We start from the raw sequence: 12,013 nt of genomic DNA, 5'->3' as shown, positions 1-12,013 counted from the left end.
GGAAGCTTTCATTCACTTCGCCCACGCAAACACCTCCGCCCTACCATTGTCCAGCAGCCATGGAGGCGCTCTCCGCTATGCAGCCATCTCAGGTACGACGTACCCCATCTCATGAGCCAACGCCCGCAACCCGGCGACAAACACATTAAAACTTCGCGACGTATTGCCATCAGGACTGAGATGTTCAGCCATCGCACGAGCGCCCCCACCCTTTTGAAAGGAAGGCACCAGTCTCTTAACTTCAACTGACGGCTTTTGCCACGAATCTGGATCAGAAAATCGTTTCCTGTGACGCACAGTGTCCAGCCCAGGAGATTCGAGCCCTACCTCCATCGCGCGGAGATCACCCAGATACCAACCTTCGAGCTCCTGACAAACGAGCCGGACTAGCGAATCGGGCCGCCCGGCGTTCACGCACTGGGCGACCAACCGAGCCTTCACCGCAAGACAGTCGGCGTTGTCGTTGTCTCGAACGATTACGAAGCGGTCACCCGGAATCCGCCAATTCGCAAGCTTTCTTGGAATGCTTCGGTCGAGATCCGATTTTCCCTCGTGGGGCACACACTGGAAGTGCTCACGGTCTACCCATCCTGGAAAAATGCGCGGAAGAATTCCATCCAGTAGCATCTTCATGGATGGCTCCTCTACGAGAAAGACGATCCGCCCCTCCATCAGTTACCTTCCTTGTTTACACCTTCAAAAAGCCCTTGCTTCCACAGGTACCCAGGGAGGTCGCCAGCATCATTCAAGGCCCGAAGGTTCTCAGAATCGGTAGCGCGAGAGACGGTCGTGAAGCCGCTTTGCTTTCGTAAGCAATAGATCTCGTTGAGATAGAGGGCATTCAAAAAGTCTGGCGAGTGCGTCGAGATAAAAACCTGACCACCGCGTTCAGCGTAGTCGCGAAACTCTTCCGCGAGCTCGGGCAACAATTCTGGGTAAAGCTGATTTTCCGGCTCCTCCACGGCAAGAAGGGGGTACGGCTTGGGATCATTCAAGAGGACTAAGTAGGCGAACATCTTGATAGTCCCGTCAGACACGTGCCGCGCAATAAACGGGTCCCGGAAGCTACCATCCTGAAAGCGAAGGACTAGCCTACCGTCTTCAGTCTGTTTAGGTTCAACCACCGATACGCCGGGGACGCGACGGCGCATCGCACGCAACACGCGATCAAATCGATCGCGATGATGTTCAAACAAATAATTGGCGACAAGTGGCAAATTCTCACCACGAGTCGAAAGGTGCTCCGCGAATCCCTCCTCTTGACTGGGTCGAGCCTCGGAGACGTGGAAGTCTGAGACATGCCAGTTCTCAATCATGAGACGAAAGGCACTCGCCGCCTTGAATCGCTCGAACTGACCGAGGCCTTTGATAGCGAGAATGTCGGGCGCGTCCAGCTCCTGCTCTTCGCGCCGGAGCTCTTCGTCAGTTTTCGAGAAGTCCTCCTCGTTCGTGATGGCGTAACCCTTCCCTCGAGTGAAGTCCAAGAAACGAAAAGGTGCACCGTACGCGCCACGCTTGTAGCGAAGGACCTCTCGCTCGACGACCGGCTTGCCGTTTACGCCAGGAGATATTTCCAAGAGGTAGGTGACCAGCCGCTCCTTGCCGGTTATCTCCATTCGGAACTGGAGTGTCAATTCGATCGACTCTGTCGCAAATCCGCGACTAGCCACTTCCTTGAATCCACCACGCTTAGCCAGAGCCTTCCCGACATTCATCGACAAAGCATCTTTCAGAAACGAGAAGACATCGAACAAGGTGGACTTCCCGGTGCCGTTCGCGCCGACAAGAACACAGAGTCGCGGGATATTCTCAAGCTTTGCATCGCGAAACAGGCGGTAGTTTTTCACCGCGATCGACTCGATCTGCATGACATCTCCAAAGCTCGGCGAGGCCGCCAGACCATGCACGGCAGGCGACCAGCGGTTCACACAGCGTACCGGTTATGACACATGCGCTCCCTGTGCCGTAGCGGCAATCATCAGGCGACGCTTGTGAAAAAGAAACCCCGCCGAAGCGGGGTTCTGGGTCAGACGTTAAAGCGGAAGTGCAGCACATCGCCTTCCTTGACAAGGTAATCCTTGCCTTCCAGCCGGAGCCGGCCGGCTTCCTTCGCGCCCTGCTCGCCCTTGTACTTGATGAAGTCGTCGTAGGCGACGGTCTCCGCGCGGATGAAGCCACGCTCGAAATCGGTGTGGATGACGCCGGCCGCCTGCGGGGCGGTGGAGCCCGCGCGGACCTGCCAGGCGCGGACTTCCTTCTCGCCGGCGGTGAAGTACGTCTGCAGGCCAAGCAGCTTGTAGCCCGCGCGGATAACGCGATTCAGGCCCGGCTCGTCGAAGCCCATGCTCTCGAGGAACTCGACGCGGTCGGCCTCGTCCATCTGCGAAAGCTCTTCCTCGATGGCGGCGCACACCGGCACCACCTCGGCACCCTCTTCCACGGCGCGGGCGCGCACGGCGTCGAGGTGCGGGTTGTTCTCGAAGCCGTCTTCCGCCACGTTGGCGATGTACATCAGCGGCTTCATGGTGATCAGGAACATGTCGCGGACGAGGGCCTTTTCCTCGGCATCGAGGCCGGCGGCGCGGGCGCTCTTGCCCTGGTCCAGTGCCTTGGCGAGCTTCTCGAGCACCGGCTTGCGGGCCATCGCGTCCTTGTCGTTGGCCTTGGCCGAACGGGTGGCGCGGTCGAGGGCCTTCAGCACCGCTTCCAGGTCGGCCAGCGCCAGCTCGGTATCGATGGTTTCGATATCGGCGATCGGGTCGACCTTGTTGGCGACGTGGATGATGTTGCCGTCTTCGAAGCAACGCACCACATGCGCGATGGCATCGGTTTCGCGGATATGCGCGAGGAACTTGTTGCCCAGGCCTTCACCCTTCGAGGCACCAGCGACGAGGCCGGCGATGTCCACGAATTCCATGGTGGTCGGGATGATGCGCTGCGGCTTCACGATCGCCGAGAGCGCGTCCAGGCGCGGGTCCGGCACGGGCACGATGCCGGTGTTCGGCTCGATGGTGCAGAACGGGAAATTGGCCGACGCGATGCCCGCCTTGGTCAGCGCATTGAACAGGGTGGACTTGCCGACGTTAGGCAGGCCGACGATGCCGCATTTGATACCCATGGCGAAATCTGTGTCCGGTAAGTGTTTGAGAGGGTCAGGCGACCGTGTGCAGGCGTTTCATCGCCTCTTCGAACTTGCCTTCCTGCGCCAGCGGCAGCACGTCGAACGCGCGCCCGATGCCGTGCATGATGGCGTCTTCGTCAGCCGCGTTCGGGCGGCCGAGCACCCATGGGGTGACCTTGTCCTTGTGCCCCGGGTGGCCGATGCCAACCCGCAGGCGATGGAATTTGCCGTGGCCCAGGTGGGCCATGATGTCGCGCAATCCGTTCTGGCCGCCGTGGCCGCCATCGAACTTCATGCGGATGGTGCCGGGCGAGAGGTCCAGTTCGTCGTGGGCGACGAGGCACTCTTCCGGCTCGATCTTGTAGTAGCGCAGCGCCGAAACCACGGCGATGCCACTCTTGTTCATGAACGTGGCGGGCTTGAGCAGCCAGACGGCTTCCCCGCCGATGCGCACCTTGCACGTTTCGCCGTGCAGCTTGCCATCGAACGACCACCGCTCCCCCTGGTCCATGGCCAGGGCATCCACGCACCAGAACCCGGCATTGTGCCGGGTCCTGACGTATTCGGCCCCGGGGTTACCGAGGCCGACGATAAGACGTAGTGACGCCATGCAAGGTAAGCGGGCCACCCGCGACGCAAGGCGCCGCGGGTGGCCAGCCGATTACTTGCCTTCGTCCGAAGCAGCGCCCTCGGCGCCTTCGGCCGTCGGGTCGACTTCTTCCTGGATCGAGGCGACGGTGACGACGGCAACGTCGTGTTCCTTGCCCAGGCCCAGCTCCGGCACTTCAACGCCCTTCGGCAGCTTGAGGTCCGAGAGGTGAACGATGTCGCCGGCCTTCAGGTTGGCGAGGTCGAGCTCGATGAACTCCGGCAGGTCCTTCGGCAGGCACGAGACGGTCACTTCCGTCAGGTTGTGCGAGATGACCAGGCCGGCGGTCTTGCCAGCGGGCGACTTTTCCTGGTTCAGGAAGTGCACCGGCACGGCAACGCGAACGGCTTCGTTCTCGTTAACGCGCTGGAAGTCCATGTGCAGCATGAGCTGCTTGAACGGGTGCTTCTGCCAGTCCTTGATCAGGACCTTCTGCTTCTTGCCGTCGACGGTCAGTTCCAGCACCGACGAGTAGAACGACTCAAAACGCGAGCCGAGCAGGATGTCGTTGTGGAGGACCTGGATCGCCTGCGGGGCTTCGCCCGCGCCGTAAACGATAGCCGGCACGTAGCCTGCAATACGAAGACGGCGGCTCGCACCCTTCCCTTCGATCTTGCGGCTCGTGGCCGTGAGCTGATGATTGGTAGCCATGGTGTTGCCTCAGTAAAACCGCCTCGCGGCGGTAGGTAAAGGACTCCCCCGCGACCAGGGGAGCCCGAAAAAAGGTGGATCAGTCGATGTAGAGCGAGCTCACCGATTCGCCATAGGCGATGCGGCGGATCGTCTCCGCGAGCAGTTCCGCGACCGACAACTGACGGATTTTCGCACAGTTACGAGCGTTATCGCGCAGCGGCAGGGTATTGGTGACCACCAGCTGGTCGAGCTGGGAGGACTCCAGGTTGGTGATGGCGGCGCCCGAGAGCACCGGATGGACGCAGTAGGCGACGACCTTCTGGGCGCCCTTTTCCTTCAGCGCCGCCGCGGCGGCACACAGGGTGCCGGCCGTGTCGACGATGTCGTCCACCAGCACGCAGGTCTTGCCTTCCACGTCGCCGATGATGTTCATGACCGTGGCCACGTTCGCCTTCGGGCGGCGCTTGTCGATGATGGCCAGGTCCGCGTCATCCAGGCGCTTGGCGAGCGCACGCGCACGCACCACGCCGCCGACGTCGGGGCTGACCACGATCAGGTCGTCCATGCTGTGGTGACGCCAGATGTCGGCCAGGAGCACCGGCGAGGCGTACACGTTGTCGACCGGGACGTCGAAGAAGCCCTGGATCTGGTCGGCGTGCAGGTCGATCGTGAGCACGCGATCCGCACCGGCCGTCTGGATCATCTTCGCCGCCAGCTTCGCCGTGATCGGTACGCGCGCGGAGCGCGGGCGGCGATCCTGGCGGGCGTAGCCGAAATACGGCATCACCGCGGTCACGGTGCCGGCCGATGCACGCTTGAGCGCATCCACCAACACCAGCAAATCAAACAGGTTTTCCGCGCTGGGGGCGCCCGTCGGCTGGATGACGAACACTTCCTGCTTGCGGACGTTCTCCTCAATCTCGATCTGCGCCTCGCCATCGCTGAAGCGGCCGATAAGGGCCTTGCCCAGCGGAATGCCAAGGCGTGCGGCGACGTCATCGGCGAGCGCGCGGTGCGCGTTGCCGGAGAAAAGCATCGGGGTGGACGTGTCCACGGAGACTCCTGAATGAGAACAGTTAGGTGAAATCAGCGCAGTGCCACCCCGGGGGGTGGCTGGGGCGGCAGGATTCGAACCTGCGCATGCGGGAATCAAAATCCCGTGCCTTAACCAGCTTGGCGACGCCCCAACAATTCGTGTGCTTTGCCGCAGCCCGCGGCCCTTTCCCGTCCTTAAATGAAGCCCCTAGCCCCGATCCGCGCACGCGCCAGCAACAGCGGTGATGGATCGACACCCGCCGCCACATGGGCCGTGAAGGCCCCCGGGCAACGCGAAGCGACCGCGAGGGCCGCTTCGAAGGTTCTCGTTTCCAGGAAAACGCAGCCACCGCTGCCGGAAAGCCGGGCGTGGCCGAAGCCTGCCAGCCAGTCCAGCGCCGCGGCCACCCGCGGGTGGCGCGCACGGACTACCGGCTCAAAGGCGTTTTCCGCCGAAGTCCCGGAAACAAAGGACGAAATTGTCGCCTGCGGGGCATTTCGAGTCAATTCGGGCGCGGCGAACAGGGCCGGCGTCGGCACGTGTTCCGCCGGGTCGAGGACGACGTACCAGCGGCGCGGCAGGCGGATGGTTTCCAGCCGCTCACCCACCCCTTCCGCCCAGGCCGAGCGGCCACGGACGAACACCGGCACGTCGGCACCCAGCTTCAGCCCCAGCGCCGCCAGGGCGTCCTCGTCCAGCCCTGTGTCCCAGAGCGCGTTGAGACCCACCAGCACCGTGGCCGCGTCCGAACTGCCCCCGCCCAGTCCCCCGCCCATCGGGATCCGCTTGGTCACCTCGATCTCGGCACCCAGGGGGGTGCCCGTCGTTTCGGCGAGGAGGCGGGCGGCACGCACCGTCAGGTCGGTGTCTTCGGGGACGCCGGGCACCGGCCTGGGCCGGGTGATGACACCGTCCTCGCGCACCCGCAGTCGCACCTCGTCGCCCCAGTCGAGCAGCCGGAACACCGTCTGCAGCTCGTGGTAGCCATCGGCGCGGCGGCCGACGATGCGTAGGAACAGGTTGAGCTTCGCGGGCGCCGGCCAGGCCGTCCAGTCGCCACGGGCCAGCGGCGCCAGGGCGCGACTCATGAACACCCGCAGGTGATCGGGAAACCCGTTGTCCCGATCGCGGGCCAGCGCTTCGGCGAATTCAGGGGCGCGCTTGTCGACGACGGCAAAGCCATGCTTCGCGTAGAACGGCGCGTTCCACGGTACGTCGGCCAGGGTGCCCAGGTCGACCCGGGCATAGCCGGCGTCGCGGGCCCAGCCGCAGGCGTGCTCCAGCAGCGCCGCGCCGATGCCACGGCGGCCGAACGCGGGCAGTACGTCGATTTCCGCGATGCCGATGGCGCCGGGGTTACCGTCGGTATCCAGGCAGACGAAGCCGATCACCTCGCCCTCCACCACCGCCACCCAGGCCAGCCCACGGACGATCAGGGCGCGGACGACATCCACCGGCAGCGCCATGCCCGAGTACGACGGCCACGCCTCGTGCCCGCGGAACAGCTCCACCGCCGCACGCTCGATGGCGCACAGGCGCTCGGCATCGTCGGGGTGGGCACGGGTAATCGAGAAAACCATCGCGAGGAGGCCCGGGCAAAGGGCGGAATTATACCGGCGCGATGTTTTCCGGGGCGAAGGCCGAGGGGTTTATTGACCCAGGGCTTATTGGCCCAGCTGCCAGGATTCGATGGCCAGGCGGACCTTGAACGGGGCTTTCTCGGCAAAGACCTTGCTCGGCATCGCCGGTTGGCGCGTGGCATCCCACTGCTTGTAGTCCACCGTCCAGCCATCCTGGATGAGCTGCGACGGCAGGCGATCGTCACCGAAGCGGATGTCGGCCGGGCCGCCGTCCGCGCGCAGGCCGAGGACCCAGCGCTTCAACTCGGCCATGGGAATCTGCCAGCCCACTGCCTGGGCCATGAGCGTTTCGGCGTCCGGGCCATGCCGGGTACCGCCGTCGAGGCCTTCCAGGTCAGCCCCGCCAGGGCCGCCGGTGAGGCGGAAGCTGCGGCCGGTCACCGGCGCGCGCACGGTGAAGTCGTAGCGCTCGCCATCCTGGTGCCAGGTCAGCGCGCCCGAACCGGACTGGTTGCCGTCGGAGACGGAGAGCTTGCCCTGCAGGGTCCAGTGGCTGGTGTCGCCAAGCTGGCGTTCGCGTCCTTCCTGCTGCCCCATGGTGACGGCATCACCGGGGTGATAGGCGGCGGGACGGGTGGTGGCGCAGGCGGCCAACAGGAGCGGCAGCAGGGTCGCGAGGACCCTGCGCAGGGACAGGGGGGTTCGGATCACGGGGTGAACTTCTTTTCGGTTTTCTGCAGAGAGGCGTTTTTCGGGTCGATGCGGCGTACTTCGTTGAGTACCTTGCGGGCTTCGTCGCGCTCGCCGCGCTGCCAGAGCACCTCGGCCAGGTGCACGCCGATGTCGCCATCCTTCTGCTTCGCCCACGCGCCGCGCAGGGTGGATTCGGCCTGGTCGAGCTGGCCCTGGCGGAACTTCAGCCAACCCCAGGAATCGGCCACGGACGGGTCGTCCGGGCGAGCGGAGCGTGCCGCCTGCAACAGCGACTGCGCCTCGGACAGGTCGCGGTCGTTGTCGGCCAGGGTGTAACCGAGCGCATTGCTGGCCTCGATGTCGCCCGGCTTCAGCTCCAGCACGCGGCGGAAATCAGCCACGGCCTGGTCGACGCGCCCCGCCTCGGCGTAGGCCAGGCCGCGGGCGTACATCATGTCGGTGTCGTCGGGCTTCACCCGCAGCGCCTTGTCGTACGACTGGACCGCGGCGTCGAAGTGCCGCGCGTCCATGTACAGCTCGGCATCCACGGCGAACGCCTTCACCAGCAGGTCGGGGCGGTCGGCGTAGGAGGTCTGCAGGTCGGCCACCACCTGGTGCGCGTCATCGTCATTGCCCTGCAGGTGCAGGATCACCGCGCTGCGCACGGAGGCATCGAACACGCGCGGGTCGTCATCGCCCACCGCGGCGTACCAGTCGAGGGCGTCTTCCTTCTTGTCGAGCAGCTCGGCCAGCTGGCCGAGGGTGAAGGCGTTGTCCTGCTGCACGTCATCCGACTGGCGGCGGATCTCGTCGTAAAGGCGGCGCAGCGCCCCCTTGTCGGCGGCGCGCGCGGCCAGGGTCATGCGCATGCTGTAGGTGTCGACGTCCTGCTTGCCCTGGGCCAGCGTAGCCGCAGCCCCTTTTTCGTCGCCCCCCTGGGCCAGCACCGTGGCGTAGGCCAGGCGCAGGCGCGGGTTCTTCGGATCCGCGGCGACGGCCTTGGCGAACAGCTTCTTCGCGCCGTCCTTGTCGCCCGCCCGGAATTTTTGCTGGGCTGCCCACGCGTAGGTGGCGCCATCGTGGAAACGCTTCTGCGCCTCGCTGCCGATGCGCTGCGCGTAATCGTGGCGGCCGAGGTTCTCGCCGAGTTCGGCCATGGCCAGCCAGGCCGTGGAATCCTTAGGCAGGCGCTCGGGCGTAGCGATGCGCTCCAGCAGCACGCCGGCCTGGGCGGCGTCGCGGGCCTGGACCAGGGTCCGGCCAAACGCGCGCCAACCCTCCGCCCCGCCCGAGGTGACAAGGATCTCCAGCTGGCGCTGGGCTTCCGCGGTGTCACCACTGTCCAGCGCGATACGGGCCCGGCCCTCGGCCAGGTCGACCGGCGTGGCGCCCAGCACGGCCCAACGGGCCAGGGCACGGCGTGCGGCGTCCTGGTCGTGGATCGCCAGGGCCAGCTCGGCGGCGCGGCTGGCGACCTTGGGGTCGTTGCTGAGGGTGGCGGCGCGGCCGTAGGCGTCCGAGGCCTTGGTGAGATCGTTGGCGGCAATCGCGAAGTCGCCCGCCATCACCTGCGCCTCCAGGTCGTTCTCCGGCGGCACGATGGCCACGTGCAGGCGGTCCAGCGGCTGGACCCCTGTACGAACCTGCTTCGGCTGCTGCCCGGTGGACGGCGTGGTGGCACAACCGGCAACGGCCGCAACGACACCTACGAGGACCACAAAATGCCGCACTTGCTTGAACTTGGGCCAACCGGTCAGCACACTACTCTCCGTTGTTTTTCCGCTACGGACAGGCCCGTGCAAGCGCCCGAGGCCTTGTCAGCGCACAATGCGCCCTTAGCTTAGCCGACGCCACCCCTGCCGAGTGCAGCCGCCGACATGCCATTGATCGCCCTCGGGCTTAACCACCTTACCGCGCCGGTCAGCCTGCGCGAGCAGGTGGCGTTCGACGATCTGGTGGCCGGCGAGGCGCTGGGCGACCTCACCCGCCAGCCCGGCGTGGAAGAGGCGATGATCCTCTCCACCTGCAACCGCACCGAGCTCTACGTGAGCGTCGCGGACGGCTTCCAGGCGGTGCCGGGCCAATGGCTTTCCCGGCAACACCGATTGACCCCGCAGCGGTTGGATGAGTTCCTCTATCGCCACGAGGAGCACGAAGCCGTGCGCCACATGTTCCGCGTGGCGACGGGGCTGGACTCCATGGTGCTGGGCGAGCCGCAGATCCTTGGCCAGGTGAAGGACGCCTACCAGCAGGCGCGCAGTGCCAACGCGCTGAAGGCACCGATGGAGCGCCTGCTCCAGCACACGTTTGCCGTGGCCAAGCGCGTGCGCACCGATACCCGGATCGGCGCCCACACCGTTTCCGTGGCCTACACCGCCGTGCGCCTCGCCGAGCAGGTGTTCACCGACCTGCGCCAGGCCTGCGTGCTGCTGATCGGCGCCGGCGAGACCATTGAGCTGGCCGCCCGCCACCTTGCCGACAAGCAGGTGCGCCGCCTCATCGTCGCCAACCGCACGCTGGAAAACGCCCAGGAGCTGGCCGGCCGTTACAGCGGCTACGCCATCGCCCTGGCCGACCTGCCCCGGCACCTGGCGGAAGCCGACATCGTGATCAGCTCCACCGCCTCGCGCCTGCCCGTGGTAACCAAAGCGATGGTGGCCGATGCGATCGCCCAGCGCCGCCGCCGGCCGATGTTCATGGTGGACATCGCCGTCCCGCGTGACATCGAGGCGGACGTGGCCCAGCTGGACGACGTGTACCTGTACGGCATTGACGACCTGAAGCAGGTGATCGACGAGAACCGCCGCTCCCGCGAACTGGCGGCCCGCGAGGCCGATGCCATCATCGACCTGCAGGTGGAGCGCTACATGTCGTGGCGCCGCGCCCTGAACCTGCGCAACCCGGCCGTGGATATCCGCGTGGCGGCGGAGGCCCAGCGCGATGAGGTGCTGGCCAAGGCCCAGGCCATGCTGGCCAGGGGCCGCAGCGCCGACGAAGCCCTGGCCTTCCTGGCCAATACGCTGACCAACAAGCTGCTCCACGCGCCCAGCGCCCGCCTCCGCGATGCCGCCCTTTCGGGCGACCTGGACCTGCTCCACGCCGCCGGCCGGCTGTATGGACTGGACCCGGACGACGACGTTTCCGCATGATGTACGGCTCCAAGTCGTTCTTCGTGCCCTAGATGACCCCCTCGATCCGCCGCAAACTCGAAGCCCTCGCCGAGCGCCACGAAGAGGTCGGCCTGCTGCTGGCCCAGCCCGACGTGCTCGCCGACAGCAACCGCTTCCGCGAGCTCTCGCGCGAATACGCCCAGCTGGAGCCCGTGGCCGCCTCGCTGAAGGAGCACGACGACGCCGAGCGCGAGCTCGCCGACACGAAGGCCATGCTCGACGACCCGGACATGCGGGAGATGGCCGCCGACGATATCGAGAGGATTGAGCAGCGCCTCCTTTCCCTGGACGGCGAGCTTCAGATCCTCCTGCTGCCCAAGGATCCACGCGACGAGGGCAACCTGTTCCTCGAAGTGCGCGCCGGCACCGGTGGCGACGAAGCGGCGATCTTCGCCGGCGACCTGTTCCGCATGTACGCCCGCTACGCCGAACGCCAGCGCTGGCATGTGGAAATCCTCAATGCCAACGAAGGCGAGCACGGCGGCTACAAGGAAATCGTGGCGCGCGTGGAGGGACGCGGCGCCTATTCGCGGCTGAAGTTCGAGTCGGGCACGCATCGCGTGCAGCGCGTGCCGGACACGGAATCGCAGGGCCGCATCCACACCTCGGCTGCCACCGTGGCGATCCTTCCCGAACAGGACGAAGTCGGCGAGATCGAGATCCGCGATGGCGACCTGAAGGTGGACACGTTCCGTGCGTCGGGTGCCGGCGGCCAGCACGTGAACAAGACCGACTCGGCCATCCGCATCACCCACTTGCCCACCGGCACGGTGGTGGAATGCCAGGACGAGCGCAGCCAGCACAAGAACCGCGCGCGCGCCATGAGCCTGCTCAAGGCCCGCCTGCTCGACGCCGAGCGCAGCAAGCAAAGCGCGGCCCAGGCGGAATCGCGACGCCTGCAGGTGGGCTCCGGCGACCGCAGCCAGCGCATCCGCACCTACAACTTCCCGCAGGGCCGGATCACCGACCACCGCATCAACCTCACCCTCTACCGGCTTCCCGAGGTGATGCAGGGCGACCTGGACGAACTGGTCGACACCCTCACCCGCGAAAACCAGGCCGACGAGCTGCAAAGCCTCGCCTGAGTGCCAACGGCACCGTGACGCCGGCTGGGGCATGATGGCCTCCCTG

At 65.6% G+C, this 12,013-nt stretch carries 11 protein-coding genes and 1 tRNA gene; 2 read left to right on the top strand and 10 right to left on the bottom strand.

What is annotated here, in order from left to right; genetic code table 11:
• Positions 1-75 precede the first annotated feature (75 nt).
• The 10 genes from FIV34_RS04935 to FIV34_RS04890 form a co-directional block, all read right to left on the bottom strand.
• Positions 76-633, bottom strand: coding sequence for a DUF4276 family protein (locus FIV34_RS04935; protein WP_246058751.1), 558 nt, complete (start codon positions 631-633; stop codon positions 76-78).
• 38 nt (positions 634-671) lie between these two features.
• On the bottom strand, positions 672-1,868 hold the full coding sequence (locus FIV34_RS04930) for an AAA family ATPase (RefSeq protein ID WP_139985703.1): 1,197 nt from the start codon (positions 1,866-1,868) through the stop codon (positions 672-674).
• A 158-nt stretch (positions 1,869-2,026) separates the two neighbouring features.
• A complete protein-coding gene (ychF, locus tag FIV34_RS04925) occupies positions 2,027-3,118 on the bottom strand; it encodes a redox-regulated ATPase YchF (protein ID WP_139980251.1) in 1,092 nt (363 codons plus the stop codon).
• Between the two features lie 34 nt (positions 3,119-3,152).
• Positions 3,153-3,731, bottom strand: coding sequence for an aminoacyl-tRNA hydrolase (pth, locus tag FIV34_RS04920; protein ID WP_139980249.1), 579 nt, complete (start codon positions 3,729-3,731; stop codon positions 3,153-3,155).
• A gap of 51 nt (positions 3,732-3,782) precedes the next feature.
• Positions 3,783-4,421, bottom strand: a complete 639-nt coding sequence (locus FIV34_RS04915) for a 50S ribosomal protein L25/general stress protein Ctc (protein WP_139980247.1) — start codon at positions 4,419-4,421, stop codon at positions 3,783-3,785.
• A gap of 79 nt (positions 4,422-4,500) precedes the next feature.
• Positions 4,501-5,439, bottom strand: a complete 939-nt coding sequence (locus FIV34_RS04910) for a ribose-phosphate diphosphokinase (RefSeq protein WP_139985701.1) — start codon at positions 5,437-5,439, stop codon at positions 4,501-4,503.
• Between the two features lie 74 nt (positions 5,440-5,513).
• Positions 5,514-5,590 (bottom strand) — tRNA-Gln (locus FIV34_RS04905).
• 43 nt (positions 5,591-5,633) lie between these two features.
• Entirely contained in the window at positions 5,634-7,019 is a 1,386-nt protein-coding gene (ispE, locus tag FIV34_RS04900) for a 4-(cytidine 5'-diphospho)-2-C-methyl-D-erythritol kinase (protein WP_139980245.1), read from the bottom strand.
• Positions 7,020-7,103: 84 nt separating this feature from the next.
• Positions 7,104-7,730: a lipoprotein insertase outer membrane protein LolB gene (gene lolB, locus FIV34_RS04895; protein ID WP_281286828.1), complete on the bottom strand. Its 627-nt coding sequence runs from the start codon at positions 7,728-7,730 to the stop codon at positions 7,104-7,106.
• Positions 7,727-9,472: a tetratricopeptide repeat protein gene (locus tag FIV34_RS04890; protein ID WP_211352712.1), complete on the bottom strand. Its 1,746-nt coding sequence runs from the start codon at positions 9,470-9,472 to the stop codon at positions 7,727-7,729. Before FIV34_RS04890 ends, lolB begins: the two co-directional genes overlap by 4 nt.
• A 117-nt stretch (positions 9,473-9,589) precedes the next feature.
• Between FIV34_RS04890 and hemA the strand changes: the two genes are divergently transcribed.
• Complete coding sequence (gene hemA / locus FIV34_RS04885; protein WP_139980243.1) at positions 9,590-10,861, top strand: glutamyl-tRNA reductase; 1,272 nt, start codon at positions 9,590-9,592, stop codon at positions 10,859-10,861.
• Between the two features lie 32 nt (positions 10,862-10,893).
• Positions 10,894-11,967 carry a peptide chain release factor 1 gene (prfA, locus tag FIV34_RS04880; RefSeq protein ID WP_139980241.1) on the top strand — a complete coding sequence of 358 codons (1,074 nt, stop codon included), beginning with the start codon at positions 10,894-10,896 and terminating at the stop codon, positions 11,965-11,967.
• The last annotated feature ends 46 nt before the right edge of the window (positions 11,968-12,013 follow it).

Source organism: Luteibacter pinisoli, from assembly GCF_006385595.1.
Taxonomy (GTDB): Bacteria; Pseudomonadota; Gammaproteobacteria; order Xanthomonadales; family Rhodanobacteraceae; genus Luteibacter; species Luteibacter pinisoli.
Note: the sequence above shows the minus strand (reverse complement) of the source record. Positions and strands in the feature narration are given on the sequence as shown.

What these genes read in the sequence shown, in the direction of transcription:
- FIV34_RS04935 (WP_246058751.1), bottom strand. Translation starts at nt 633, where the DNA reads ATGAAGATGCTACTGGATGGAATTCTTCCGCGCATTTTTCCAGGATGG.
- FIV34_RS04930 (WP_139985703.1), bottom strand. Translation starts at nt 1,868, where the DNA reads ATGCAGATCGAGTCGATCGCGGTGAAAAACTACCGCCTGTTTCGCGAT.
- ychF (WP_139980251.1), bottom strand. Translation starts at nt 3,118, where the DNA reads ATGGGTATCAAATGCGGCATCGTCGGCCTGCCTAACGTCGGCAAGTCC.
- pth (WP_139980249.1), bottom strand. Translation starts at nt 3,731, where the DNA reads ATGGCGTCACTACGTCTTATCGTCGGCCTCGGTAACCCCGGGGCCGAA.
- FIV34_RS04915 (WP_139980247.1), bottom strand. Translation starts at nt 4,421, where the DNA reads ATGGCTACCAATCATCAGCTCACGGCCACGAGCCGCAAGATCGAAGGG.
- FIV34_RS04910 (WP_139985701.1), bottom strand. Translation starts at nt 5,439, where the DNA reads ATGCTTTTCTCCGGCAACGCGCACCGCGCGCTCGCCGATGACGTCGCC.
- ispE (WP_139980245.1), bottom strand. Translation starts at nt 7,019, where the DNA reads ATGGTTTTCTCGATTACCCGTGCCCACCCCGACGATGCCGAGCGCCTG.
- hemA (WP_139980243.1), top strand. Translation starts at nt 9,590, where the DNA reads ATGCCATTGATCGCCCTCGGGCTTAACCACCTTACCGCGCCGGTCAGC.
- prfA (WP_139980241.1), top strand. Translation starts at nt 10,894, where the DNA reads ATGACCCCCTCGATCCGCCGCAAACTCGAAGCCCTCGCCGAGCGCCAC.